24 protein-coding genes are annotated in these 26,374 nt (G+C 51.3%); 19 read left to right on the forward strand and 5 right to left on the reverse strand.

The window, feature by feature from the left end; translation table 11 throughout:
- Window positions 1–47 precede the first annotated feature (47 nt).
- On the forward strand, window positions 48–1,709 hold the full coding sequence (locus tag K2G41_RS00440; protein ID WP_300112845.1) for a putative transporter: 1,662 nt from the start codon (window positions 48–50) through the stop codon (window positions 1,707–1,709).
- Window positions 1,710–1,811: 102 nt separating this feature from the next.
- On the forward strand, window positions 1,812–2,108 hold the full coding sequence (locus K2G41_RS00445; protein WP_300112848.1) for a nucleotidyltransferase domain-containing protein: 297 nt from the start codon (window positions 1,812–1,814) through the stop codon (window positions 2,106–2,108).
- Between the two features lie 26 nt (window positions 2,109–2,134).
- Here K2G41_RS00445 and K2G41_RS00450 read toward each other — a convergent pair whose 3' ends face one another.
- Genes K2G41_RS00450 through speA form a run of 3 tightly spaced genes read right to left on the reverse strand, consistent with a single transcriptional unit; the run spans window position 2,135 to window position 5,753 of the window.
- Complete coding sequence (locus tag K2G41_RS00450; protein ID WP_300112851.1) at window positions 2,135–3,049, reverse strand: glutaminase; 915 nt, start codon at window positions 3,047–3,049, stop codon at window positions 2,135–2,137.
- Between the two features lie 37 nt (window positions 3,050–3,086).
- A complete protein-coding gene (gene truA / locus K2G41_RS00455) occupies window positions 3,087–3,806 on the reverse strand; it encodes a tRNA pseudouridine(38-40) synthase TruA (protein ID WP_300112954.1) in 720 nt (239 codons plus the stop codon).
- 45 nt (window positions 3,807–3,851) lie between these two features.
- Window positions 3,852–5,753 carry a biosynthetic arginine decarboxylase gene (speA, locus tag K2G41_RS00460; protein ID WP_300112854.1) on the reverse strand — a complete coding sequence of 634 codons (1,902 nt, stop codon included), beginning with the start codon at window positions 5,751–5,753 and terminating at the stop codon, window positions 3,852–3,854.
- 250 nt (window positions 5,754–6,003) lie between these two features.
- Between speA and K2G41_RS00465 the strand changes: the two genes are divergently transcribed.
- From K2G41_RS00465 to K2G41_RS00515, 11 genes are all read left to right on the forward strand, one after another.
- The gene (locus K2G41_RS00465; protein WP_300112857.1) at window positions 6,004–7,689 is read left to right on the forward strand and encodes a tetratricopeptide repeat protein; all 1,686 of its coding nucleotides are present in this window, start codon (window positions 6,004–6,006) and stop codon (window positions 7,687–7,689) included.
- 332 nt (window positions 7,690–8,021) lie between these two features.
- Window positions 8,022–8,591, forward strand: a complete 570-nt coding sequence (locus K2G41_RS00470; protein ID WP_300112860.1) for a hypothetical protein — start codon at window positions 8,022–8,024, stop codon at window positions 8,589–8,591.
- A gap of 263 nt (window positions 8,592–8,854) precedes the next feature.
- Entirely contained in the window at window positions 8,855–9,772 is a 918-nt protein-coding gene (locus K2G41_RS00475; protein WP_300112863.1) for a serine acetyltransferase, read from the forward strand.
- Window positions 9,773–9,881: 109 nt separating this feature from the next.
- Window positions 9,882–11,450: a THUMP domain-containing protein gene (locus K2G41_RS00480; protein WP_300112866.1), complete on the forward strand. Its 1,569-nt coding sequence runs from the start codon at window positions 9,882–9,884 to the stop codon at window positions 11,448–11,450.
- Window positions 11,451–11,535: 85 nt separating this feature from the next.
- Window positions 11,536–12,921, forward strand: coding sequence for a phosphoribosylamine--glycine ligase (gene purD, locus K2G41_RS00485; protein ID WP_300112869.1), 1,386 nt, complete (start codon window positions 11,536–11,538; stop codon window positions 12,919–12,921).
- Window positions 12,922–12,971: 50 nt separating this feature from the next.
- Entirely contained in the window at window positions 12,972–13,958 is a 987-nt protein-coding gene (locus K2G41_RS00490; protein ID WP_300112871.1) for a hypothetical protein, read from the forward strand.
- 16 nt (window positions 13,959–13,974) lie between these two features.
- The gene (locus K2G41_RS00495; protein ID WP_300112873.1) at window positions 13,975–15,039 is read left to right on the forward strand and encodes a 4-phosphoerythronate dehydrogenase; all 1,065 of its coding nucleotides are present in this window, start codon (window positions 13,975–13,977) and stop codon (window positions 15,037–15,039) included.
- A 35-nt stretch (window positions 15,040–15,074) separates the two neighbouring features.
- Window positions 15,075–15,965 carry an EamA family transporter gene (locus K2G41_RS00500; RefSeq protein WP_300112875.1) on the forward strand — a complete coding sequence of 297 codons (891 nt, stop codon included), beginning with the start codon at window positions 15,075–15,077 and terminating at the stop codon, window positions 15,963–15,965.
- Between the two features lie 130 nt (window positions 15,966–16,095).
- Window positions 16,096–17,475, forward strand: coding sequence for a gliding motility-associated protein GldE (gene gldE / locus K2G41_RS00505; RefSeq protein ID WP_300112878.1), 1,380 nt, complete (start codon window positions 16,096–16,098; stop codon window positions 17,473–17,475).
- A gap of 31 nt (window positions 17,476–17,506) precedes the next feature.
- Window positions 17,507–18,112, forward strand: coding sequence for a hypothetical protein (locus K2G41_RS00510; RefSeq protein ID WP_300112881.1), 606 nt, complete (start codon window positions 17,507–17,509; stop codon window positions 18,110–18,112).
- Entirely contained in the window at window positions 18,109–18,687 is a 579-nt protein-coding gene (locus tag K2G41_RS00515) for a 4'-phosphopantetheinyl transferase superfamily protein (RefSeq protein WP_300112883.1), read from the forward strand. Before K2G41_RS00510 ends, K2G41_RS00515 begins: the two co-directional genes overlap by 4 nt.
- On the opposite strand, the gene K2G41_RS00520 is transcribed toward K2G41_RS00515, so the two are convergent.
- Complete coding sequence (locus K2G41_RS00520; protein WP_300112886.1) at window positions 18,672–19,364, reverse strand: S24 family peptidase; 693 nt, start codon at window positions 19,362–19,364, stop codon at window positions 18,672–18,674. The genes K2G41_RS00515 and K2G41_RS00520 overlap by 16 nt on opposite strands.
- A 269-nt stretch (window positions 19,365–19,633) precedes the next feature.
- Here K2G41_RS00520 and K2G41_RS00525 point away from each other — a divergent pair, with 269 nt between their 5' ends.
- From K2G41_RS00525 to K2G41_RS00550, 6 genes are all read left to right on the forward strand, one after another.
- On the forward strand, window positions 19,634–19,864 hold the full coding sequence (locus tag K2G41_RS00525; protein ID WP_300112889.1) for a hypothetical protein: 231 nt from the start codon (window positions 19,634–19,636) through the stop codon (window positions 19,862–19,864).
- Entirely contained in the window at window positions 19,857–20,465 is a 609-nt protein-coding gene (locus K2G41_RS00530; protein ID WP_300112892.1) for a zeta toxin family protein, read from the forward strand. Before K2G41_RS00525 ends, K2G41_RS00530 begins: the two co-directional genes overlap by 8 nt.
- Before the next feature lie 180 nt (window positions 20,466–20,645).
- Window positions 20,646–21,068, forward strand: a complete 423-nt coding sequence (locus tag K2G41_RS00535; RefSeq protein WP_300112894.1) for a DUF3127 domain-containing protein — start codon at window positions 20,646–20,648, stop codon at window positions 21,066–21,068.
- A gap of 186 nt (window positions 21,069–21,254) precedes the next feature.
- Window positions 21,255–22,208, forward strand: coding sequence for a DUF5119 domain-containing protein (locus K2G41_RS00540; RefSeq protein ID WP_300112897.1), 954 nt, complete (start codon window positions 21,255–21,257; stop codon window positions 22,206–22,208).
- A gap of 135 nt (window positions 22,209–22,343) precedes the next feature.
- Complete coding sequence (locus K2G41_RS00545; RefSeq protein ID WP_300112900.1) at window positions 22,344–23,381, forward strand: fimbrillin family protein; 1,038 nt, start codon at window positions 22,344–22,346, stop codon at window positions 23,379–23,381.
- A complete protein-coding gene (locus K2G41_RS00550; RefSeq protein ID WP_300112903.1) occupies window positions 23,381–24,460 on the forward strand; it encodes a fimbrillin family protein in 1,080 nt (359 codons plus the stop codon). The genes K2G41_RS00545 and K2G41_RS00550 overlap by 1 nt, the downstream gene beginning before the upstream one ends.
- Before the next feature lie 153 nt (window positions 24,461–24,613).
- Here the strand turns inward: K2G41_RS00550 and K2G41_RS00555 are convergent, their stop codons facing one another.
- Window positions 24,614–26,257, reverse strand: coding sequence for a bifunctional aspartate transaminase/aspartate 4-decarboxylase (locus tag K2G41_RS00555; RefSeq protein ID WP_300112906.1), 1,644 nt, complete (start codon window positions 26,255–26,257; stop codon window positions 24,614–24,616).
- Window positions 26,258–26,374 lie beyond the last annotated feature (117 nt).

Genomic DNA, 26,374 nt, shown 5'->3' on the forward strand with positions numbered 1-26,374 from the left:
ATATTATTTGTCTGCAAATTTAAGCATAATTTAGTAATTTTGCAGCCATGCAATGGATTTATGACATATTTCTGAGCCATTCGGCCCTGCAGGCAGTGATAATCATATCGGTTATCATCGCCGTCGGCCTCGCGTTCGGCAAGATCCGCGTGTGGGGTATCTCGCTTGGCGTGACTTTCGTGTTTTTCGCCGGTATCCTTGCCGGACATATCGGTCTGTCGATAGACCCGACAATACTCCACTACACCGAGAATCTCGGCCTTGTCCTTTTCGTCTATGAACTCGGCCTGAAGGTGGGTCCCGGCTTCTTCAGCTCTTTCCGCAAGGGAGGATTGCAGCTTAATCTCCTCGGTCTCGGAGTGCTGCTGATCGGAACCGTCATGGCTGTACTGTTCAGCGTCTGTCTCGGAGTGCCCATCGGCGAGGCGACAGGCATACTCTGCGGCGCGACCACCAACACACCTGCGCTCGGTGCGGCGCAGCAGGCTCTCGAACAGATGGGACTCTCGGCCAACGGTGCGGCCCTGAGCTGTGCGGTGACCTATCCGCTCGGTGTTGTCGGTGTGATCCTCGGAATAATCCTTCTGCGTAAAATACTCATCAAGCCGGGGATGCCCCTTTCATCCGAATCCGATGAACCCGACGGAACATTCATCGCCGAATTCAAGGTGTGCAATCCGGCCATCTACGATATGTCCGTAGGCCAGATCTCACAGGTGACAAAGACCCCCTTCGTGATCTCACGTCTGTGGCGCGACGACACCGTCAGTCTTCCCGACTCGAAAACCGTGCTTAAAAAAGATGACCACATCCTCGTCATCACCACGCCTGACGACTGCGCCAAACTCAAGGTACTTTTCGGAAGTCAGGAGGCCCGTGACTGGAACAAGAAGGATATCGACTGGAATTCCATCGACCATCAGCTCATATCGCGCCGCATCATCGTCAGCCGTCCGGCCATCAACGGTAAGAAACTCGGATCGCTCCGTCTGCGCAACCAGTATCACATCAACATCAGCCGTATCAGCCGTAGCGGTCTCCATCTGCTCGCCACTCCCGGTCTCGTCCTCCAACTCGGCGACATATTAAATGTAGTCGGTAGTGCGGCAGATATCGAGAAGGTGGAGAGCATACTCGGTAATACTGAAGTGAAACTCAAAGACCCCAACCTCGGAGCTATCTTCTTCGGCATCGTCTTAGGTCTCGTGGTCGGATCAATACCCATCGCCATACCGGGAATTTCGACTCCGATCAAGCTCGGACTTGCCGGCGGCCCGATCATCATCGGTATCCTCATCGGACGCTTCGGCCCACAGTTCCGACTCGTCACATATACCACCCGCAGTGCCAACCTCATGCTGCGCGGAATAGGCCTGTCGCTCTATCTCGCCTGTCTCGGACTCGACGCGGGCGCACAGTTCCTTGACACCATCATGCGTTCCGAGGGTCTGCTGTGGATCGGGCTTGGTTTTCTCATAACCGTAATTCCGGTACTCATTATGGGAGTAGTAGCCATGAAGACCATGCACCTTGACTTCGGCCTCACCTGCGGTATGCTCTGCGGAAGTATGGCCAATCCGATGGCACTCAACTATGCCAACGACATCGTTCCCGGCGACTATGCCACCGTCAGCTACGCCACCGTCTATCCCCTCTCCATGTTCTGCCGAGTCATCATCGCCCAGCTCATCATACTCTGCTTTATCTGATAAAGATCGGGAACAAAAAAGATTTTACTTTTAAATTCCAATTTGCATCTCATTTCATAAAGGAATTTGTTGTATATTTGTAATATTCAAAATTTTCCAATAATGAAATCTCGTCAGGAGTATATCGACATATTGCATCAGCACACCCAAACTATCCGTAATGAGTTCGGGGTTCGCTCGCTATGTATCTTCGGCTCCGTCGCAAAAGGTGAGCAAGATGAATATAGCGATGTTGATGTATGCGTCGATATGGATGCAAAAATGTTTCTTGTGATCCGTCTGAAACGCTATCTCGAAAATCTTTTAGGAAATTCCGTAGATGTCGTACGACTACACAAGGGCATGAATCCCTTTCTGAAATCCGAAATAAACCGCTACGGAGTGCATCTCTCCTTTTAATTGGAAGATAAACTAATCCTCAAAAATCAGAAAATCGACTCGCGGGTATAGGTGGTGAGCAGTTCAAGAGCCTTCATTCCCATGACGGAATTACCTTTCTCATTCAGACGAGGACTCCATGTAGCCACCGCATAACGGCCCGGATAGACCGCACCGATACCTCCGCCCACACCACTCTTGCCCGGAAGTCCGACAAGATATGAATATTCACCTGCATCGTTATAGAATCCGCAGGTCTGCATGACGGCATTGATGCGCTTGACCTGCGAAGCCGTCAGCCTGACACTCCCGAACAGAAACTCCGACCGGCGGTCGGCAAACGGGAGAAACGAACGCGATAACTGCCGGCAATCCATCCTGACCGAACATTGCAGAAAATAGAAGTGCAACACATCCTCGATGTCATTGTCAAGATTTTCGTAATACTTGAGCATATTGGCTATGGCAGCGTTGATGTAGCCCTTCTCTCGCTCCGAAGCCGCCACTTCACGATCATAATCGACATGACTGTCGCCAGCAAGCTCACGCACGAAATCAAGATAATCCTTCTCCGGATCGGCAAGGTTCGACAGCAGAATATCGGCAAGGACTATCGCCCCGGCATTGATGAACGGATTGCGCGGGATACCGCGGTCAAGCTCAAGCTGAATCAGCGAATTGAACGCCGCCCCCGACGGCTCTTTCCCGACCCTGCTCCAAAGCTTCTCGCCAAGCATCGAGAGACACATTGAAAGCGAAAACACCTTGGTGATACTCTGAATGGAGAAAGGCTCGCTCACATCTCCCCACTCTATCACATCGCCGTCAGTGGTGGTGATGCAGATTCCGAAACGGTCCGGATTGACCTTGGCGAGTGCGGGAATATAGTCAGCCTGCCGCCCTACATGACGAAGCGGCTCTATCTCCACCGCTATTTCTTCCAGTATCTTCTTATAGTCCATAAAAAACTCAACAGGAAAGAACGATCAAAGCCGATTTTTAATAAGTCACCTCCCAAAGATACAGCGCATGACCGGGCATCGAAGTGCCGGCGGCGCAACGGTTGCGCTTTGCTATTACCCGTCCGAAATCCTCAACAGTCATTTTGCCGCGGCCCACTTCAACCAGCGTACCGACGACAGCCCTGACCATATTGCGCAGGAAACGGTCAGCCGTGATGACAAACACCCACGCATCCGGAGCGATCTGCTCCCAACGCGCCTTGGTGACGTGACAGATGTTTGTCTTCACATCCGTGTGCAGCTTGGCAAAGGAAGTGAAATCCGACGTCTGAAGCAGGAGTTCGGCCGCCTCATTCATCTTTGCAAAGTCCAGTCCCTCCGGAGCTTTCCAGCTCAGAGGATAGAAAAATGGCGACTTGCATGTCACTGCATAGTAATGATACGTACGCGATGTAGCGTCGAAGCGGGCATGTTTCCCCGCTTCGACCTCATATATATCTTCGATGGCTATATCTTTGCCGACAAGTGCATTGAGCTGTCTGACGAGCCGCGACGGATCGCGCAGAGGCTCGTCAGTGTCGAAATGCGCCACCATCATGCGTGCATTCACACCTGTGTCCGTGCGCCCTGCACCGACGATCTTCGTATTCTTACGGATCACTGTCGATAGCGCGGCCTCGATGACAGCCTGCACGGTAACAGCACCCGGCTGGCACTGCCATCCGTGGAACGGCGCGCCGCGATAAGCCAGACGCATGAAGTAGCGTTTCGGCTGTCCTGCTGTCAGTTCCTCCTCCACGGTTCAGTCCTTTTCGATGTATGTGTAACCGTAAAGACCCGAACGGTAATTGCTCAGGAATTCACGTCCCTCTTCCGGAGTGATCTTTCCGGCTTTCATTGACGATGTCACCCATGCCTCGACGTTGCGCACGAGTTTCTTTGGATTGAACTGCACATAGTCAAGCACATCGGCCACCGTCTCGCCGTCGATTATACGGTCGATCTCATAGCGGTCCTTATAAACCGAGATATGCACGGCGTTCGTGTCGCCGAACAGATTGTGCATGTCGCCGAGTATCTCCTGATATGCGCCGACGAGGAACACTCCGAGATAATAAGGCTCACCTGATTTCACTGTATGGACAGGCAGAGAGTTGGCCACACCGCCGTGGGTTGAGATGAAGTTGGATATCTTGCCGTCGCTGTCGCAGGTGATGTCCTGAAGCGTACATGTGCGCGTCGGTTTCTCGTCAAGGCGTGAGATGGGTATGATGGGAAACACCTGATCGATAGCCCACGAGTCCGTGAGCGACTGGAACAGCGAGAAGTTACAGAAATACTTGTCGGGAACCATCTTGGTCACCTTACGCAGCTCTTCAGGCGCATGCTTCATTCCGGCGGCGATATCGCCCACCTCACGGGCAATGCTCCAGAACAGCTCCTCGATCTGTGCGCGTGTGCGCAGGTCGAGCATACCGAGGCTGAAAAGGTCGAGAGCCTCCTCGCGGATCTGAAGGGCATCGTGCCAGCTCTCCAGCAAACGCTGCTGATCGAGCTTGTCCCAGATCTCATATAGCTCCTTTGCAAGTTCGTGGTCGGTATCCTGTATATCCTTCGAATCCTTCCAGAAAGGAAGCTGAGTGGTCTCAAGTACCTCGAACACGAGCACCGAATGATGAGCCGTGAGCGAACGTCCGCTCTCATTGATGATGTTCGGCTGCTTGATGTTGTTCTTGATGCATGCATCGACGATGGTCGAGACAGCATCATTGGCATACTCCTGAATGCTGTAGTTCATCGAGCTTCCGGAGGCGGAGTTGCGCGTGCCGTCATAATCCACTCCCAGACCGCCGCCAATGTCCATGAAATCAATGTCGAAGCCCATGCGGGTAAGCTGCACATAGAACTGCGCGGCCTCGCGGATAGCTGTCTTTATTCGGCGGATCTTGGTGATCTGGCTACCTATGTGGAAATGGATGAGCTTCAGGCAATGCTTCATCTTGTTGCGCTCCATGAAGTCAAGTGCCTCAAGCAGCTCCGATGAATTGAGACCGAATTTCGACACATCACCTCCGCTCGTCTCCCATTTGCCCGAACCGGACGAGGCAAGCTTGATGCGGATACCCACATTGGGATCGATACCTATCCGCTTGGCCGCCTCGGAGATGATGCGGAGCTCGTTGAGTTTCTCCACCACTATATATATACGGCGACCCATCTTCTGGGCGAGAAGCGCGAGTTCGATATAAGTCTGATCCTTATATCCGTTGCAGATTATAAGGGCGTTTTCCTTGATATTGGTCGCAAGCACCGCATGGAGCTCAGGCTTAGAGCCGGCTTCAAGACCGATGTTGAACTTTTCGCCGTGACTGACGATCTCCTCCACCACCGGGCGCATCTGATTGACCTTGATAGGATAGATGATGTAGTTCTGCGCCTTGTAGTCATACTCCTTCGATGCTACGGCAAAACAGTTGGAAATCTTCTCGATACGGTTGTCGAGGATGTCGGGAAATCTCAGAAGCACCGGCGACGTGATGTCGCGCACCTGAAGTTCGTCCATGACCTCACGGAGGTCAACCGAGGCAAAACCCTCGCGGGGTGTCACGGCTACATTTCCCTTGGAATTGATGGAGAAGTATTTGCGTCCCCATCCCTGAATATTATACAGTTCCTCACTGTCCTCTATTCGCCATTTTCTCATCGGCTGATGTGCTTATAAAATTTTACTTAAAACTTACGGAAACAGGCAGCTTTTATGCTGCCACATCGTGGTGATGTGGTGATTAAACAAACAAAAGTACAACTTATTTTATGAAATCATCCATTTTTCACATAATTATTTTCATAAATTTGGTTTATTTTCAATAAAGGTTGTATCTTTGCTACTGAATTGCGTCCGCCTATATTTTTCAACGCTCACATTCATCTATATTATAACTATTTTTTTTGCTATGGACAAAAAAATTGCATTCTCAATGCTTCTCGGTTCAGCAGTCATGCTGACCGGTTGTGGCAAGAAGATGAATCAGTTCGCTGCTGATTACTTCTCAACCAACCCCAATCCCCTCGAAGTAGTAGGTCAGAACGTACCCGCTACCGTGACCGGTAACATTCCCCCGAAGTTCTTCGTTAAGAATGCCACCGTAACTGTAACTCCCTACCTTACTTTCGACAACACCGAACTCGCCGGTAGCTCTATGACTTTCCAAGGCGAGAAGGTTCGCGGTAACAATCGTGTCATCTCTTATGACAATGGCGGTACAGTGACCATCCCCGTAAACTATGTTTACCAGCCCGAAATGCAGAAGTCAGAGCTCTACCTCGGCTTCACTGTAGATCAGAAAGGCAAGCAGTATGTCCTCCCCCGCGTGAAGGTTGCTGACGGCGTGATCGCAACAGCTGCTCTCGCTGACGCAGGTTCAGTTAATCCCGCTCTCGCTGCCGACAAGTTCCAGCGCATTATCAACGAAAAGTACAAGGCAGACATCCTCTTCCTCATCAACGTCGCTAACCTCCGCGAAAGCCAGCTCAACTCTGATCAGATGAAGGACTGGAACAAGCAGGTGGCTGAGGCCAACGCTGACAACCGTCGCGAGATCAAGGAACTCAACATCGAGTCCTACGCTTCACCTGACGGTCCTTACGACTTCAACGCACAGCTCGCTCAGAAGCGTGAGACCAACACCAAGGGCTACCTCGAAAAGCAGCTCAAGAAGGACAACATCACTGAATTCGGCGAACTTACCGCCAACTTCACTCCTGAGGACTGGGAAGGCTTCCAGAAGCTCGTTTCTGAAAGCAACATTCAGGACAAGGACCTCATCCTCAGCGTCCTCAAGATGTACAAGGATCCCGAAGTACGTGACCGTGAGATCCGCAACATGACAAGCGTATTCGACGAACTCGCTGAGACCATCCTCCCCCGTCTCCGTTACTCTCGTCTCACTGCTTCTATCGACGTGATCGGTAAGAGCGACGCCGAAATCAATCAGGTATTCGACGCCAACCCCTCTTCACTCACCATCGACGAAATCCTCTATGCAGGTACTCTTACTGACGACCTCAACCGTCAGAAGGCTATCTACGCTGCTGCCGCTCAGTACTTCCCCAACGACTACCGTGGCTTCAACAACCTCGGTATGGTTCTCTATCAGCAGGGTGACTACAACGGCGCGCTCAACAACTTCAAGAAGGCTGCCGCCCTCAACCCCGCTGCCGGTGAAGCTCAGATGAACCAGGGTCTCGTAGCCCTCCTCAACAACGACTTCAAGGCTGCCAATCAGGCATTCGGCAAGGCCGGTGGTGTTCCCGAACTCGGCTCAGCTCTCGGTGTTTACTACCTCCAGCAGGGCGACGTAAACGCTGCTGTTAAGGCATTTGCTGACGACAAGAGCAACAACGCTGCTCTCGCCCAGATCCTCAGCAAGGACTACAGCAAGGCTAAGAACACACTCTCTGCCATCAAGACTCCCGATGCCACTACTTACTATCTCATGGCTATCCTCGGTGCACGCACCAACAACGAGCAGATGGTAACCTCTAACCTCAGCAAGGCTATCAAGCTTGACAACAAGCTCGCTAAGCAGGCTGCCAACGACCTCGAATTCGCTTCTTTCAACCTTTCTTCAGTTCTCTAATTGATCTGACAGAATCATTGGATGGCATCAGCCTCCGATGAAATGAAAGGACAATCATCCATAGTCCACCCGCACGATTTGTGCGGGTGGATTTTTTATTTTCCTATACCTTTTCATTGGTCTAATGGTCATTTTTATTTTCCCCATTGTTGCATTTTTCCTTCATCCCGATGCACAAAAGCCCATAATTATATCAAATTGATAGAGATACTGACTTTTTTCGACAAATTTATTGTTTTTACCTACAAAAGTATTACTTTTGCCAAAGAAATCATCAATTCTATTTCGCAGTGCATACTTTCACCTCTCAACTCATCACTCGCTTACTCCTGTTGTCAGTATTCATCATCTCATCTCTTACCGTATCTGCCCAGCGCATACACATAGAAGAAGGGATCTATCACTGGGAGGGAGCTGTCAGTGCGGGTCTTAATAATGATGGATTTCAGGTTGATTTCAGCATCGCATGTTTCCCCATCGAATATCTCGGACTCAAAATGAGCCTCGGCACTGCCGCTGAAATCGAGGAAATGGGCGACTGGGGAGCCGAGGATTGGGAAAAATCCACCGACTACACAGCACGTTTCAAATTCACGCCGGCCGCAGTCCTGCGCACGCCACGGCTGCTATACTGGCGACAGCAGGAGATGGGCTTCCATCTTTTTGGCGAAGCCGGAATCATCCTCTCGCCGGGAGCACACGGAAGTAAGAGAGCCCGCATAGCATCCCATGATTTCCGCGCAGGCATCAATGTTCAGACCGACTTCTGGATATGGACAATCGGCTACGGCATAACCAATTTCAGTCTCTACTCCGGACGGCCAATAAGCCATCATCCCCAACCTCACAACGATAATTACCTCACTCATTCAGTATTCGTTGCCGTAGCCTATAAATTCTAACCATCTTAATAATACTGTTGACGGCAGTGTGTTTTCGCGTCATTTTTCAGTCCCATCGAATTATTTTGTCACGCTATTATGATTCCATAAGGCATGATCATCTGTTTCGCTGAGATTTTTCAAAGCCGGCACAATCATACATATTGAAATTTTATCTGTGATAAATTTCCCTCCTCACGCAAAAAAATCGTAACTTTGCACAGACTCAAAAAACCGTACTGCGGCTTCCTGTAAGGGAGATCCGGCGTAACAGCAATGAAATTATGGAAAAGTCGTTGACTAAAAGTCCAAGTATCGACAAGGTGATAGGTCACCTTTGTAGCATTGATGAAATGCGCCACGTATGTCCTACCCGCGCGGGTGAGGGCGAACCCTTATTGTCCAATAATGATGTCCGCCGTATAATCGAGCTTTCATCCCGCCTGATGTTTCCGGGATTTTTCACCGAGAGTGATCGCGGAGCGTCAGTCATGCGCGCTGTCATGACCCTCGAATGCCATGAGCTGCGCGAACTCCTGATCACACAGATATCCGCAGGCTTGTGTTTTGACGCTGATAACTGCGAGCGCACCATGACCACTATCCGCGACCGGGCCGTCAGCTGTGCCGATCAGTTCATCGAAACCCTTCCCGAATTGCGCCATCTGCTTGACACGGATATCGATGCCACGTATATCGGCGACCCGGCGGCAGTCTCCACCCACGAAGTCATAGCCTGCTATCCCGGCCTGAGAGCAACGATCAGCTACCGCATAGCCCACAGGCTCTATGAGCTTGAAGTCCCTATAGTTCCACGAATGATCACCGAACTCGCCCACTCCGACACCGGGATCGACATCCATCCCGGAGCGAGGATAGGACACAGCTTCGTGATTGACCACGGAACGGGTGTGGTGATCGGAGCGACAGCCATCATCGGCAACAACGTCAAGATCTATCAGGGCGTGACACTCGGAGCGAAAAGCTTCGTGACCGACGACTCTAACAATCCCATCAAGGGAATAGCACGCCATCCGATCATAGGCAACAATGTGGTCATCTACTCCAACTCAACCATCCTCGGACGCGTCAACATCGGTGACGACGCCATCATCGGCGGTAACCTCTGGGTGACACGCGACGTCGAATCCGGCGAGAAACTCATACAGGCCCGTGCGGACAATTTCCGTTCCTCCCGCTGAGTCAATGGCCGGATGATACCGGCTTCTCGAAAAGCCCGGCCCTTCCCGCCACACTCTCTCCGCCACACCATAAAAAGAGAAAACAATACAGAAAGTCAAAGAATAAAGAATGGAACATCGTTTTGAAATGGTTGCAAAGACCTTCAAAGGTCTTGAAGAAGTACTCGCCGAAGAACTCCGCGCGATCGGAGCTGTCAACGTACAGCCCGGACGCCGCATGGTGTCATTCGAAGGCGATCTTGACATACTCTACCGTGCCAATATCTGCTGCCGCACCGCACTGTGCATCCTTAAACCTATCTATAAGTTCATAGCAAAGGACACTGATTCGCTTTACGAGATGGTAAAGGAATATGACTGGAGCGATGTCCTCACTCTCGAAAAGACTTTTTCAATCGACACCACCTCACATTCCAGTGAGTTCACTCACTCGCGCTTCGTGACCTACAAGGTAAAGGATGCGATCGTGGATTACTTCAAGGACCGTTTCGGTCCCGACAAGCGTCCCGGCGTGCGCCTCAGCGACGCAGATGTGATGATCAACGTCCACATCGACGGTGACCGCGTCACCATCTCGCTCAACTCGTCGGGCGAGTCGCTCCACAAGCGCGGATGGCGCGTCGCTCAGACGGAAGCTCCGATCAACGAGGTTCTTGCCGCCGGCATCATCCTCAAAAGCGGATGGCGCGGCGAATCACCCTTCGTCGATCCCATGTGCGGCTCCGGCACATTCCTTGTCGAAGCAGCCATGATCGCCGCCGGCATCATGCCCGGAAGTTTCCGCAGAAGCTTTGCGTTTGAGCACTGGCATGACTATGACAGCGAACTCTTCGAAAAAATCCTTGAGGAATATTCCGAACATCGCGAAGTTCCCTTCAAGATCTACGGATCTGACGTATCGCCCAAGGCTGTAGCCATAGCCGAACGCAATATCCTTGCAGCCGGTGTGGATGAATATGTCAACCTGCGCATCAAATCGCTCCAGCAGTGGGATGCAGCACCTGCCGACGGCGTGCCCGGCGTTCTGATCACCAATCCCCCTTACGGCGAGCGCATCAACACGCAGGATATGGAACAGCTCTACAAGCTCATCGGCAATAAGCTCAAACGAGTGTTCCTCGGCTACCATGCTTGGGTCATATCATCAAACACCGACTATCTCACAGCCATCGGCCTCTCCCCCTCGACAAAAGAAGCCATGCAGAACGGCGGTCTTGACTGCGAACTGCGCGAATACATCATTTTCGAAGGTACAAAGAGCGATTTCCGTAAAGAAGGAGGCGTCCTCAAAGAGGGTCCGACCGACCGTAATGAGCGTAAGCGTCCGGCCCGCAAGAGCGACAGCGAATGGAAACGCGATGCCCGCGCCAAGGGTATGGGAGGCAAGGAAGCTTCCCCCATGCGCCGCAAGCCCAACCCGCTTGAGGACAAGTACCGCCCCAAGAAAGGCGGCTATGCACGCAATGAGGAGCGTCGCCGCAAGTTCAAGGAAGAGACAGCCGCCAGCAGCGAGGCCGAGGAACTCCTCTCGCGCCACCGCAATCCCAATGCGCTGAAATCACTTGGCCAGTCACCCAAGCAGCCGTCAATCCCCGCTCCCGAAGGACCGTTCATGCGCACTCGTCGCCGCTGGAAACGTCCCGATGCCGACAATCAGCCGGAAAACGGTGCGGAATAATGTCCGGACAAATTCACCCGCATTGCCACCACAAAGGCTTTTCCCCTAATTTTTCAACTCATCACCCCTCACATATAATCCCACCATGTCAATCCAGCAAAACCTCAACACGCTACGTCACCCCGTAAGCAACACTCCGGAAAAAAGCCCGTTCAACGCAGGCGAGACACTCGTAGAGCAGGGCGATAAGCTCAAAGTGCTCCTCCTCGGTTCAGGAGGCCGCGAATGCGCTCTGGCGTGGAAAATATCCCTTTCACCCCGCCTCGAAAAGCTCTATATCGCACCCGGCAACGGCGGCACAGGTGCTTACGGCGAAAATGTAAAGCTCTCGCCCCTTGACTTCAATGCCATCGCCGATTTCGCAGCCGAGAAAGAGATTGACATGATAGTCGTCGGCAACGAAGATCCTCTCGTGGCCGGAATCTATGACTTCTTCGCTTCGCGTGAAGGCTCGCCCCTCATCGTCGGTCCGTCCAAAGCCGGAGCGGCACTTGAAGGAAGCAAGGATTTCGCCAAGCAGTTCATGGTACGCCACTCCATCCCCACCGCCCGCTATCAGAGTTTCACGGCAGAGACAGTCGAGGACGGATGCAAGTTCCTCGAAACCCTCAAAGCTCCCTACGTGCTTAAAGCCGACGGCCTTGCCGCAGGCAAGGGCGTGCTGATCATCAACTCGCTCGACGAGGCCAAGGAAGCCCTGCGCGAAATGCTCGGCGGAATGTTCGGAAAGTCATCAGCCACAGTGGTCATCGAGGAATTTCTCAAGGGCATCGAATGCTCAGTGTTCGTGCTGACCGACGGCAACGGCGGCTACCGCATCCTCCCCGTGGCTAAGGACTACAAGCGTATCGGCGAAGGTGATACAGGCCCCAACACTGGCGGCATGGGAGCTGTCAGCCCCGTGGTCTTTGCCGACAAGGAATTCATGCGTAAGGTTGAAGAACGCATTATCCTCCCGACCGTCAACGGCCTCATTGCCGAGGGCATCACTTACCGTGGCTTCATCTTCCTCGGTCTTATCGAAGTAGAAGGCGAACCGATGGTGATTGAATACAACGTCCGTATGGGCGACCCTGAGACCGAAGTAGTGATGCTCCGCATCGCCTCCGATCTCCTTCCCCTCCTCGAAGCCGCCGCCGCCGGCAACCTCGGCACTCTTCCGCTCGCCGAGGATCCGCGCTTCGCCACAACAGTCATGGTCGTGTCCAGCGGTTATCCCGGCAGCTATTCCAAGGGCGAAGTCATCACCGGCGCGGAGGATACCGTCAACGCCATCCTCTTCCATGCAGGCACAAGCCGTGCGGCCGATGGAGAACTCGTGACTTCGGGTGGCCGCGTGATCGCATGCAGTGCCTACGGTAACGATATCGACGAAGCTCTCGCCAACAGCTATGCGGCAGCCGATACCGTCAACTTCGAAGGTAGGTATATGCGTCGTGACATCGGACAGGATCTCAAGAAATTGTCCTAAGCATCACACACTCGTCGAACACTCACCTTCCACTCCTCTAAACTTCGTTTATGACCCGTAAGGAAGTCACATTTACACGAATCATCAGGTCGCGGGGCATGGCCATCATCATTGCCCTCGCGGCCATTTTCATGACCGTACAGGCATACGCGTTCGGAAAGATACCGCATATACCCGACTTCCGCACCATAGCCTTCCCTACTCCTTCGGAGTGGGTCTCCTCATCACTGATCTCGATGTGGGTCAACATGGCTCTTGTCGGAGCGACGGCAGAAGTAATGATCCTGATCAACCGGCATTTCAATCTTCTGCGCACCACGTCAGTATTTTTCGTAGCCTACTTCGCCTTCACGATGGCAGCCACTCCGGCCGTCTTGGGACAGCTCAGCGCATCCTCGATCCTTGCCCTGTTTGTCATGGGCGGAATATGGATATTGTTCAGTATCTATGACATCCGTCCAAGCAGCCGAAGGGTTTTCCTCGCGTTCTTCCTGCTGGGTCTGGGACTTATGGTGGAATACACCTTCGCTCTTTACATCCCGCTCTTCATAGCGGGACTCGGCCTCATGAAGATCCTGCGCGTCAAGAAGATCATAGCGGCCTCCCTCGGCATCATCACTCCGGCTTGGATCGCATGGGGACTGGATATAGTGCCCGTTCCGGAAGCCCCGCATTTCGAGTTCACTCCTCCGGCCTTGGTTCTATCTACGCCGACGCTATGGCCACTCCTCGCATCAGCAGCACTGACACTTCTCACAGGATTTTTCTTCGGCTGCTTCAATCTCCTGAAGATAATGGGTTTCAATGCACAGGCCCGCGCTTACAACGGGCTTTTGGCTCTCATATCCATCTCAACGGGCATATTTGCTATAGTCAATTTCACAAACATCGCCTTCTATATGACTGTCCTCAATGCCTGCGTAGCCTTTCAGGTAGGACATTTCTTCCGTCTGACTGTCATGAGACGCGGCTATATAGCTGTCATGACCGTAATGATAGCCTATCTTGGAATCTATATATGGGCAATGACGATATAATCAGAAAAAAAGCACTATGGGAAAGACACTACGCATCGTAGCTGACCGCAACATTCCTTTTGTCCGTGAGGCTATTGACAGCCTCGGCGAAACGCTCTATCTGCCCGGCGACGCGATCACGCCGGAGGTCATGCGCGGAACTGACATCCTACTGACGCGTACACGCACGCGCTGCGACAGCTCTCTGCTTGCCGGTTCACACTGCACGTTCATCGGTACAGCCACCATCGGTACTGACCACATAGACCTGCCCTATTGTCAATCGCATGGGATCACGGTGGCCAATGCCCCCGGCTGCAATGCTCCTGCCGTAGCCCAATATGTCCTAGCCGCCATCGCATCGACCCTGAAGCCTGACGAGACGCTTTCAGGAAAGATTATCGGAATCATCGGGGCAGGAAACGTCGGTTCGATCCTCGAACGCTGGGCGCGCGGGCTCGGCATGAAAGTGATGCTCAACGACCCTCCTCTGCAAGAGAAAGGTACTGACGGCAGGGAGTTCGTAAGTCTTGACGAAATTGCCCGCAATTGTGATGTGATTACCGTCCACACTCCCCTCACACGCGAAGGCGACCATCCGACCTATCATCTGATCGACGAGGCTTTCCTTTCCGGAACCACGCGCCGTCCGATGATAATCAATGCCGCACGAGGCCCCGTCACCGACACATCCGCCTTGAAAAACGCCCTCCGCGACGGCAGGATCTCAGCCGTAGCCATCGATTGCTGGGAAGACGAACCGGCCATCGACACCGAACTGCTCGCACTTGCGACTGTGGCCACACCACACATCGCCGGTTACTCCCAAGAGGGCAAGATACGCGCCACGTCAATGGTTCTCGATGCTCTCGCCCCGCATCTCTCGTCGCGCTACGGACTTGACATAACAGCCGAAAAGCTCAAGGCATCACTCCCGACGGTCCATCCCGTCCCGCACACTATCCGAGAGGAGGATATAGACTATGATATCAAGGCCGATACCGCAACCCTGAAATCCGTCCCGGCGGATAAGCTCCCGGTGACATTCGAATCGCTCCGGAATAATTACAACCTCCGCCCCGAACCACATTCAGATCTCTGAACCACGTAAGCAGGAAAAAGGATTACAGTAAAATCATGGAACACGGTAATATCCAACGCAGCAATAAATTCATCCCTCATCTCTTCGCATCACTCTCTGTGATAGTGTGGGGCATCACGTTTGTCTCGACAAAGACACTTATCGGTGAGGGGCTGACCCCGTTGCAGATATTTGTCTATCGCTTCTCCATCGGTTATATCTGTATGCTCCCGCTCATGCGCCGTCTGTGGTCAGATAATCTGAAAGATGAACTGCTGATGGTGCTCGGCGGACTCACAGGCGGGTCGTTATACTTCCTGACCGAGAATACGGCACTCGGAATCACATTTGCCTCCAATGTGTCACTGCTCATATCAACCACTCCCATTTTCACAATCCTGCTCGAACGCGCCATTTTCGGCACGCCTCTGCGCAAAAGCCTGCTCGGAGGTTCAGTCCTCGCGCTCGCCGGAGTGGCAATGGTGGTGCTCAACGCCAGCATGGAGTTTTCAATCAGTCCGCTCGGTGATTTCCTCACCATCATCGCAGCCATCCTTTGGGCCGCCTATTGCCTTGTGGTAAAAAGATTGAGTAAGAAATACGACACATTTTTCATCACGCGCAAAGTGTTCTTCTACGGCATTATCTCCGTCCTGCCGTTTTTCCTCATCACCACTGACAGCTCCGACTACGCTCTCCTCACCCATCAGAACGTATGGATCAACCTGCTCTTCCTCGGACTTCTTGCCTCTATGCTGTGTTACCTCATGTGGAATGTAGCCGTGAAAGGCCTCGGTGCTGACAAAGCATCCAACTATATCTATGTCGTCCCTCTCGTCGGCATACTTGCTTCGGCCATCCTCCTCGGCGAACCGCTCACTGTCATTACCCTCATCGGGGCTGCCGCAATTATCGGCGGAGTCTTTATTGCCGAGAAATGCGGATGAAGCATCCACTCCGGCCAGAATTATAATGCGTTTTTATAATTTATAATGTCAATCAGCAAAAATTTACTATCTTTGCAGCGATAAACCTGCGGTGAACCTCCGCGATATTGTCTAACTTATATTTACAGTCTTGGACACAGATCCTTTACCGGCCACTGAACAGGTGGCAAACCTTCTTCTTGACATCATCAATAATCCCCTCCTGAGCATACCAGCCATGACGACGGCCCAGATGGTGGCCCTCGCGTTGGCAATCTTGGCTCTTGTGATCTCAGGCTTCGTATCGGGAAGTGAAATTTCATTCTTCTCGCTTACACCCGTTCAGTGCGACGAACTGGAGGAATCACCCTCCGGCGAACGTGTGTTGCGTCTGCTCCGTGTGCCCGAACGCCTTCTGGCAACCATCCTCATCATCAACAATCTGGTCAACGTCACCATCGTCGTGCTCTGTAACTTCGCCCTCGGCCCGGTATTCTCCGGGATGAGTCCTGTGTGGAGTTTCATCCTCCAGACAGTGTTGCTGACATTCCTGATCCTGCTTTTCGGTGAGATATTGCCAAAGCTCTACGCCAATTCTAACAATCTCGGCTGGGCACGCATGGCCGCTCCGGTCCTTGAAGCAGGAGTCAAACTTTTCTATCCCCTGTCATCAATCCTCGTGAAGAGCAGCGGCATCGTGAAGAAAGTCGTCACCAAGGAGAATACCTCCGTGACAGCCGACGATCTGTCGCAGGCTCTCGAAATAGCACAGGTGAGCGACGGCGACAACAAGGACATGCTTGAAGGTATCCTCAAATTCGGCGATACCACCGCTTCCGAGGTCATGACCCCCCGCGTGGATGTCACCGGTCTTGATATCGAAGATGATTTTGCCGAGGTCATGAGGGTTGTCATCGAAAGCGGCTTCGCACGCCTGCCTGTCTATGAAAATTCGATGGACAACATCAAGGGTGTGCTTTACTCACGTGACCTTCTTCCCTACATCGGCAAGACCAAGGAGGGCTTTGAATGGCAAAAACTCATGCGTGAGCCTTACTATGTCCCCGAATCGCGCATGATCGACGATCTGCTGGAGGATTTCCGCTCGCGCCGCGTCCATCTGGCCATTGTAGTCGATGAGTTCGGTGGCACACAGGGCATCGTGACACTTGAGGATGTCCTCGAAGAGATTGTCGGCGATATCGACGACGAATACGATGTGGAGGAGAAAACATACCGCCGCCTCCCCGACGACACATATATTTTCGAGGGTAAGACTCTTCTTAACGACTTCTTCCGCGTGACAGATCTCGACGAGGAGGACTACTCCGAGGTCACCGAGGATTGCGAGACTCTTGCCGGTATGCTTCTGGCCATCAAAGGTGACTTCCCTAAAGAAAAAGAGTCCATCGTCTATGGGCGTTGCCGCTTCCTCGTACTGTCAATTCAGCAACACCGTATCGTCAACGTGCGTGTAAAAGTGATGCCTGAAGTTCAGGCCGATCAGATGACACCCACGCACACAGCCTGATACTACCTTCTACAGAAGATCTCCACTTCCGATGCCGTCTCTCAATCTGACTGTCAAACCGCTCCTTCATACTCTTGCCGTAGCTCTTGCTGCAGCCGGAATATGCGCATGCTCAACACGTGGCAACGACGCCACCGTGCCGAAACCTGAAGCTTGGCCACGCATAGAAGTTCCGGCTGAAGAATACACCGAACATAGTTTTGACAACGTCAGTCTTACGTTAAACTCCGTGGCGATTGTCAGCGGAGAGGCTAAAGATGAAGGAACGTGGATTAATATCACCTACCCGACGTTTCAGAACGCGCACCTCTATCTCACACTCTCCGGCGCAAAGTCACCTGATGACCTGAAAGCGATTCTCGACAACAGGCGTGAACGTATGGAACTGAATACGGGCGGCGCGGTGACGGAACTGACGGAACTGACATCCGACGGCGGATGGGAGGGACTGCTTGCAGTGACCCGTAGTTCGCTGACCACACCGGTGCAACTATTGGCTCACGATGGAAACAAAGTGCTGTCAGGAGTGCTCTATTTCAACTTTCCCGCTGATACACCGGCCGATTCCGTGGCTCCGATAGTGAAGACTGTCCGACGCGACATGATCCATGCATTAAAACATCTCCGGAGTCTATGAAACCACAGATCGAGACTGATGATTATACCATCTATCTCACCGGTATAGAATCCGGACCGGAATCGCTGACACGACATGAACGCGAACAGATGGCCGCAGCCGACCTCATCCATACGGCATTCGGTCCTGAAGCCAAGAAATCGCATTACCCTGACGGCGCACCCTTCATCACCGGATACACTGATATCCCCGTATCGCTCTCTCACTCGACATCCTCATGCCTGCTTGCCGTCGGCAAAAACTCTCAGGTCATAGGGGCGGACATCGAAAGTCCGCGTCCGCAACTCCGGCGGGTATGTTCCCGTTTCCTCAACTCTGCGGAACAATTGCGTCTGACAGAGGAGGACAATACCGCCAGCGCAGCCATGAATTTTCTGTTGAAATGCTGGACGGCAAAAGAAGCCGTGTATAAAGCCGCACGTACACCCGGACTCGGCCTGACTGAAATAAGCATCAGTCAGGACTTCACACAAGCCAATGCGAGGGGTCAGCGGTATGACCTCGCGTTCCACGACGCTCCGGCCACCGAAGAGATCATCTGCGTAGCCATTGCAGCAGGTCAGTTTATCTCGTAGTTAAGTATCGCTTCCACGACGTGGAGCGAACGGATGTCGCTGCGGAGCACATCCATATCGTCATATTCAGGATTATCACTGTGGAGAATCACCATTGATGGATCAGGATGACGGCGGAGATACTTGATCATCCGGAAGTCAGCGAGTTCCACCACATAGATCTGCCCCCAGAATATATTGCGCATATCCTTTATACGGCGGATTGCCACATAGCCACCATTGATAATGCGCGGTTTCATGCTGTCGCCATACACTTTCACGATCTTAGCCTCGTTAGGTATTCCCGGAATGTCTATCATCCCGACAGGATTGACTTCACCGAAAAGCTCTTCGAGACTGCGGCAGCCGGCCGTCACGTCAAGATCATAGACAGGTGTCCCACGCAGACTGCATGATGTGAGCACACGTGCATCAGTGGATATTTCCTTGGCAATAGGACTCTTGTCGAATGGAAGCCCTACCCCATCGGTCAGCCACTGCTTGGAGACACCGAGATCAGCCACTATGCGGTTTATCATACCGTCCGAAAAAGGAATTTTACAATTGAGTATCTTCGAAAGATTGGAGGCATCCACCCGGAGCAATGCCGCCAATTGCCTCTGCGACATACGGCGCAGTTCCATCAGATAACGCACACGGCCTATGATGGCCTCTGTGCGACGGGAATCAGTGTTCATAGTCAGTGGAGGGAGAATTAAGGATTAACGATAATGGAAAAAAATAAAAAAACAAAAAACCATTAAAAACGAATCGTAAAAAAACAACCACTCAGGGATAGACAGGGAACATGCAATCCTCATATTGGCTATTTGCCAACAAAAATACAACATGATGGTAGTTTTGTCAAGTTAATTAACCTTAAATTATATATTTATTAAATTTTCCAGTTTATTTTGTAATAAGTTACCATTAGTTCAATATATGAAATATTTGTTGTATCTTTGTAATGAAACATAACATAATAGGTATGTCGGAACAAGAAATGAATTCATATCGTTTCACTTCGGGGCAAGAACCGAGCGACGAGATGCTTGAGCAATTAATGAAAGAGGTTGCTCAGGATGCTTCTATCCGTCAAAAAAAGGCTACTGATGAATACTTCAAAGAGCTACATTGTGGAGCGAAAATAAAAGCTGCCAAATGGGCTGAAAGAATAAACAGTGCCATAAATGGTTAAACCCGGTCGTAAACCCGAACTAATCGTTATTGCCGGTCCTAACGGATCTGGTAAGACATCTGTTACGCAAAAATTTCTGCATCATGAATGGGCCAATGGCATCACCTATATAAATCCGGATCTAATTGCCAACGAGATGTTCGGCGACTGGAACTCTGAAGATGCAGTTCTTAAAGCCGCCAACTTCTGCGCTAATTGGAGAGAGAAATGCTTGAATGAAAGATTAAGTTTTGTATTTGAGACCGTTTTTTCTGCAGATGATAAAATAGACTTTCTAATACGTGCCAAAAAGGCCGGTTTCTTTATCCGTGTTTTCTTTATCTCAACCTCTCATCCATCAATAAACGCGGCCCGCATAGCAAAAAGAGTAATGGAAGGTGGACATGATGTGCCTATACGAAAAATAATATCACGTTACCAGAAATCAATACAGAATTGCAGAACAATTGCTCCGCTTATAGATAGGCTATATATTTATGACAACTCCATAAATGATCAAGATGCAAAATTACAATTCCGACTAACCAATGGGAAAATCGAGAAGATGTATGTCGTCGAACCTCCTGAATGGGCTAAAAATATCATCCCGGATATGATGTGATTTTACAATATCCAGCCGAATGTTGAAAAGTGAGGGGGTGATTTTGTTGGAGAGTCGGGGAATTTTGACTACTTTTGTAGTCAGCCTCTGATTTTGGTGACCTATAATGCCCGCAATACAAACAGTCTGCGGATCAGATGCCACACAGTCGAATAATCAAAAAACTCTCAATATCCAAAAATGGAAGTAACAGGAAAAATCATTGTCGCCCTCCCGGAAGTAGGCGGCACTTCCCAGAAGGGAAACGCTTGGAAAAAGCGTGAATATGTACTTGAAACACAGGAGACATATCCCCGTAAGATATTCTTCAACTTCTTCGGTGACCGCGTCGATCAATACCCTCTTCAGGTAGGACAGGTGGTCAAGATCAGTTTCGATATCGACAGCCGTGAATACAACGGCCGTTGGTATGTTGAAGTGCGTGCATGGAAAGCTGAAGATCCCAACGTCGGCATGGCCGCACCTCAGCCCGCAGCCTACGGTGCACCCGCTGCTTACGGCCCCGCACAAAACATGCCGCAAGGCTATGCAGCCCCCGCAGCCGCTCCCGCTCCTCCCGTGCCCGACCTCAGCCCGTCTGCCACCGACGATCTCCCCTTCTGATAACACACGCCACAGGGATGGTGGAAAAAGAATAATTAAATTAGATAGGTTGTATGGCTCGCACAAACTCAAGCCATACAACCTATCTGATTTTTATGCCTTCCTGCTCATATTTTATTACAACTTTCCTTATTCATAAACGTTTAAATAACAAGAAGTCTCCATTCATTAAGGCCACGATAAACAATGCATCACATCCTACATATAGCCACCCTCGGAGGATCGTCACTGATGACCCTGCTGATGTCTGTATGTCTTACAGGATGCACCCACAAGGAACTCATCGAGGACATCGGGATAATTGAAAATCCTCTGATAGCCGTGGACTATGACTGGAATCAGACGGAAACAACCCTGCCCGACGGAATGGCCAACCTTTTCTATCCGATCGATCATGATCCGGGCAGCTACTGGAGAAGTGATTTCCGCCCTGCAGGAGGCACGGTGAGGATGCCAAAAGGCGCATACGATGCCGTAACGTTCAACAACGACACAGAAAACATACTTTTCTCCGATATCGACAACATCTCGGAATTTTCATTCTCCACATCCCCTATCGTGATCGGCGACATACCTGCTGAACAGCTTCCCTTTCCTCCTCAGAAGCTTTACGGACAGCCAGACAGGATGTGGTGTGACATAAAGCGGGAGATTGAGATTAGATCAACAGTTGCAACAGACACCGTTAGTTTTATTCCAAAGCGAATCACGCGCGACTATCATATCGAGATGACAGATATCACAAATCTCCAATCTGCCCTCAGATACTATGCCGTGCTTTCCGACCTTACAGCCTGCTATAGTCCAATCAGACAACGGCAGACAGGGCCGGCGGTTTCGATGGGTGGTTTCATGTCGCCGCTTGACTCATCATCTCTTTCCTCCACCGTCACCAGTTTCGGCATGGCATCAGACTCCCCGCATAGCCGTCTTGCCGTCTATATGTGGCTTGCCGACGGAGAGCGGAAAGTATATCTATATGATGTAACCGACCAGATACTCCAAGCTCCCGACTCAATGAACCTCGTGATCCGCGTAAAAGGGCCATCGCTCCCTGAAATCAAACCGGGTGAGGGAGGCGGTGGCGGAGGTCTTGACGTAGGTATCGATGACTGGGATTTCATCGACATCGAACTCTGACACGAAATCCATAACGGACGTTAATGAAACTCAAATTATTAATATGCCGTCAGATCTAAACCTTTTTGGCATGATATTTGTATCCCTATTAGAGTATATAATAAAGACACTAACAATCAAAAACATACAGACACTATGAAAATTCTTACACACATCGCAATCGCTGCAAGCGTAGCACTCTCTCTTTCCTCTTGCTCCGACCACGATTCAGACGCTCCCTCATCGGGAAACATCATATCCTTCAACGCTTCCGCTCCTCTCAGCGGACGTCAGGTTGTGACGACCAATTCGCTTCAGGACTTCAAGGTCTGGGCTTTTGCCGATGGAAAGCCTTACATGAGTGACGTGACCGTAGATCGTACGTCAAACGGCTGGAGTTACTCTCCGACCATGTACTGGCCGGCTGAAACTCCCCTTAACTTCTACAGCTACAGCCCGGCCATCCGTACCGCCACGGAATCAGACTCATCAAATCCCGACATTCCGGGATTCATCAACGGCGGCTCTACCGATCTTCTCTACTCGGTGAATATCGGTGAGACCAGAAGCGGATCATTGGCCACTCCCGTACAGATCAACTTCCGCCATGCACTGTCGCAGGTGCGCTTCCAGCTCCGTCCCCGCGTAGCTAAGGCTGGCGAACAAGCTCTGTCGGTCAACGTGAGGGCTCTTGATCTTCTCGGCACAAACACCGTCGGTTCGTTTAACTTCCCTGATAACTCCACCACTATCGGCAATCAGGTGACAGGTGAATGGACCGATCAGAGCACTCCCGCCGAAAAGCGAATTTTCGAAGGATCGGAGATGCTCGCCACCGATACCCCCAAGGAACTCCTTTCCACCGGCTATATCTTCTCCATCCCGCAGACTCTTCCGAAGTCTGACATCAGCGGTACGTCATACTCCGGTGCCTACGCCCGCGTGCTCTGCGAGATCTTTGACCGCAATACCGGTGTGAAGATCTGGCCTGAGACAGCAGACGTGGTTGCCGACGGAGCCGGCTACATCTATTTCCCGCTCAACGCCAACCAGACATCCGATACGGAATGGCAGCTCGGTAAGGCTTATCGCTACACTCTCAACATCGATGCTCCCGCCACTTCAAGCAAGATCGACTTTGACGTGACAGTGGAGGAGTATCCTGATTTCATTGACTCGCAAATCAACAACTGATGAAGAGCTTTATATGCATACCATATAGCTTCATGGCGGCGACGGCACTCTGTGCGGTCGCCGCCTGCTCGTCTTCTGACGAACCCCTTTCCCCATCCCCGCAGGAGGAGAGACTGATCTCTTTCGATGCGGAAACAGCCTCATTCATCACGCAGTCGCGGGCTGCCGACGTAACCACCACCGAGAATATCCCGGAATTCCGAATTTGGGCATACGATTACAGCCTGTATTCCTACGTAATGAACGGAGTTAAGGTGGTGCGCACGGGCATTAACAGCTGGAGCTATTCCCCGGCTGTTGATTGGACAGGCAATCCGATGTGTTTCACCGCCGTCAGTCCTGCGTCGATCGACATAAATACTAATCCGTGGTGGCTTGACATGTTGCAGTATCAGAACGGTGGCGAGGAGGACTTGGTCGTATGCCGCGTGACCAATATCAGGCAGACTTCCGGTCGTCTCCGCTTGCATTTCTATCACGCACTTTCAATGGTAGGTGTCACTATCCACTCCTCTCTCCCCTCCGGGAGCGTGAGGGTAAAGAGTGCGACAATAGTCAATGTCAGCAATGTCGGGCAGTTCCGCTATCCATCCGAGGGATTTAACTCCTCGACCACTCCGGAGCAGGTCTCGGAATGTTGGGACATCTATGGCCAGTCAACAAGAATTCCCGTGTTCCTCTCCGACAACGGAACTCCGATTCTCGACTCTCCGCTTGAAGCGGACAATCAGGGATATAATTTTTTCATTCCCTCACGCCTCGGTGTGTTCGATTTCGATGCATATTTCAACTCCTCCTATCTTGAGATCGATTACCGCATAGAAAATCCCGACGGCTCTACGGCTTGGCCCGATTCATCGACCGACTATCGTCTCCTGTCCAGAGACAATCCCGGCTACGGACAGATACGTCTTGGACTTGGCGACAAACTGCCTGACAACAGATGGCTTTCGGGAAAACGCTACAGGTATTCAGTAAATCTCTCCGGCCCGGCCGAAGTGCCTCCCGGCGCAGCTTCCGAAAAATCAAGATCGACATCTGATGGCAATTCAATGGATGTGGATGTCTCTGATCTTTGATGTACGCGTAAGATTTTTTCAAAATAAAAACCAATAACCGATTTTTATCAACCCCTTATTTCGGAATACTTTGAAATTCCGTGGGGAGTAGAATAAAAATCGGTTATTGGTTTTTATTTTACGGATGAGGAGAGGATGTCATCGACGGGACACTCACTTACCCTTGAGTGATTCAAGGAAGCGGGCATGATAATCGTCAAGGATATGGCGTATAGCCGTGCCGATCTTCAGATAGGCCGAGTCGTCGAGGTTGGCTAATGAAACCCTGACTGACCACTCAGGGCCGTCAAAACCATCACCGTTGAGAAGCACTATGGCTGTCTCACTGGCAAGACGCACCACGAAGTCAAGCGGCTCGTAGTTCTTACGCATATACTCGGCAAACTCCTCGCCGTAGAATTTCGTAGCCCACACCATCATGTCGATCTCGCTGTAGTAACCTGCGCGATACGGATCAGGCAGGAGTTTGAAGCCTGTCGGACTCCACAGATTTTCCAGTCTATGGGTGATCATGGAGATCAGTTTGGGCTGCAGTTCCTCGCGGTGCAGATAAGCGAAAGCCGAGAAAAGTGCCATCTGTATCTGTTGCGGGGTTGAAAGGCCGGCTGTATGGTTAAGAGCCACAAGACGGCTGTCGGCCACAAGACGGTCAATGAATTTCAGCTTACCGGGCTTCAGTGTCAGCGAGCTGTAACGTTTGTCGAGAGCCTTTTTCTCCTCAGCCGACAGCTTGGCCAGACGTGCATCGAACACATTGTCGGGACGCAGTGCTATCGCTGCTACACGCCATCCGGTAGCTCCGAAATATTTTGAATATGAGTACAGGCAGATGGTGTTGTAAGGCAGTACATACATCAGTGACTTGAAATCCTTGATGAAAGTACCATACACATCATCAGTGATGATCATTAGATCAGGATTATCGTTCTTTACGACATCCACAAACTGGGCGAGCACATCAGGTGAGAGGCACACGCTCGGCGGATTGGACGGATTGGTCACGCATACCACCTTTACCGACGGATCGCGGAGCTTGTCGATCTCCTCCTTGGGATACTGCCAGTCATGATAGCCGTCTTTCTCAACCTTATTCGCACTGATCTCCACAATTTCGAGACCGAACTCCGAAAGTTCGGGTATTTCGAGATACGGGGTGAAACATGGAGTGAGAAGCGCAATCTTATCGCCCGGCTTCAAGAGATAATTTGCCTTGAGCGAGTCAAAGACATAACACATACCTGCCGTGCTGCCTTCGGTTGCGAACAGATCATACTCCGTCCTGTCATCGCCGCCACCCATTGCCCAGCGCAGGTAGTCGCGGGTGATCATTTCGGTATATTTCAGGATGCGCGGAGGCGTAGGATAGTGATCGCCGATGATACCATCTACAAGTTCATAGACGAACTCATCCGGGTCAGCCTTCAGTTCACCGGTGACGTAGGTGTAGAAATGGCGCAACACCTTACCGGCGACATCGTCCGAATGAGCGTCGATAAACTCTTCGAAACGTTTGGCCATACCCCCTTCCGTGGGTGAGGCCACAATGCCGAGATCATAGTCAAACTTATTGCGGTCCGCCTCCTCCATGGCAAACTGACCCAAAAGGAAGAATGCTTTACGCGGAAAACTTAACAGCCAGTTGGGATTGCCACGCCCGGCGTTGAGAAATGTTGCTGTCGAACGCTGTGCGTCTCTCTCGGCAAGCTTGATAAGCGTACCCTTGATCTCAAAGGGACTCATCTGTGAGAGTTCTTTCTGGAGATTTCTATCCTCCGGATTCTTTATGATCTTGTCCATGGAATGATATGTTAGTATTCATTAGTTTATAAAGTTCTAACATAGCATCCCAATCTAAAGTTCGCACATACTACAATAGTAAGTAACGGGCAGAAATTCCATTGACGGGAATATCTG

Origin of the sequence: Duncaniella sp., assembly GCF_029056165.1 — a bacterium.
Lineage (GTDB): Bacteria > Bacteroidota > Bacteroidia > Bacteroidales > Muribaculaceae > Duncaniella.

Coding starts and splice junctions, on each gene's coding strand:
- K2G41_RS00530 (WP_300112892.1), top strand. CDS start 19,857: ATGGTTAAACCCGGTCGTAAACCCGAACTAATCGTTATTGCCGGTCCT.
- K2G41_RS00495 (WP_300112873.1), top strand. CDS start 13,975: ATGGGAAAGACACTACGCATCGTAGCTGACCGCAACATTCCTTTTGTC.
- K2G41_RS00535 (WP_300112894.1), top strand. CDS start 20,646: ATGGAAGTAACAGGAAAAATCATTGTCGCCCTCCCGGAAGTAGGCGGC.
- K2G41_RS00525 (WP_300112889.1), top strand. CDS start 19,634: ATGAAACATAACATAATAGGTATGTCGGAACAAGAAATGAATTCATAT.
- K2G41_RS00490 (WP_300112871.1), top strand. CDS start 12,972: ATGACCCGTAAGGAAGTCACATTTACACGAATCATCAGGTCGCGGGGC.
- K2G41_RS00550 (WP_300112903.1), top strand. CDS start 23,381: ATGAAGAGCTTTATATGCATACCATATAGCTTCATGGCGGCGACGGCA.
- K2G41_RS00475 (WP_300112863.1), top strand. CDS start 8,855: ATGGAAAAGTCGTTGACTAAAAGTCCAAGTATCGACAAGGTGATAGGT.
- K2G41_RS00555 (WP_300112906.1), bottom strand. CDS start 26,257: ATGGACAAGATCATAAAGAATCCGGAGGATAGAAATCTCCAGAAAGAA.
- truA (WP_300112954.1), bottom strand. CDS start 3,806: ATGCGTCTGGCTTATCGCGGCGCGCCGTTCCACGGATGGCAGTGCCAG.
- K2G41_RS00450 (WP_300112851.1), bottom strand. CDS start 3,049: ATGGACTATAAGAAGATACTGGAAGAAATAGCGGTGGAGATAGAGCCG.
- K2G41_RS00515 (WP_300112883.1), top strand. CDS start 18,109: ATGAAACCACAGATCGAGACTGATGATTATACCATCTATCTCACCGGT.
- K2G41_RS00440 (WP_300112845.1), top strand. CDS start 48: ATGCAATGGATTTATGACATATTTCTGAGCCATTCGGCCCTGCAGGCA.
- speA (WP_300112854.1), bottom strand. CDS start 5,753: ATGAGAAAATGGCGAATAGAGGACAGTGAGGAACTGTATAATATTCAG.
- K2G41_RS00510 (WP_300112881.1), top strand. CDS start 17,507: ATGCCGTCTCTCAATCTGACTGTCAAACCGCTCCTTCATACTCTTGCC.
- purD (WP_300112869.1), top strand. CDS start 11,536: ATGTCAATCCAGCAAAACCTCAACACGCTACGTCACCCCGTAAGCAAC.
- K2G41_RS00520 (WP_300112886.1), bottom strand. CDS start 19,364: ATGAACACTGATTCCCGTCGCACAGAGGCCATCATAGGCCGTGTGCGT.
- K2G41_RS00445 (WP_300112848.1), top strand. CDS start 1,812: ATGAAATCTCGTCAGGAGTATATCGACATATTGCATCAGCACACCCAA.
- K2G41_RS00540 (WP_300112897.1), top strand. CDS start 21,255: ATGCATCACATCCTACATATAGCCACCCTCGGAGGATCGTCACTGATG.
- K2G41_RS00545 (WP_300112900.1), top strand. CDS start 22,344: ATGAAAATTCTTACACACATCGCAATCGCTGCAAGCGTAGCACTCTCT.
- K2G41_RS00500 (WP_300112875.1), top strand. CDS start 15,075: ATGGAACACGGTAATATCCAACGCAGCAATAAATTCATCCCTCATCTC.
- K2G41_RS00480 (WP_300112866.1), top strand. CDS start 9,882: ATGGAACATCGTTTTGAAATGGTTGCAAAGACCTTCAAAGGTCTTGAA.
- K2G41_RS00465 (WP_300112857.1), top strand. CDS start 6,004: ATGGACAAAAAAATTGCATTCTCAATGCTTCTCGGTTCAGCAGTCATG.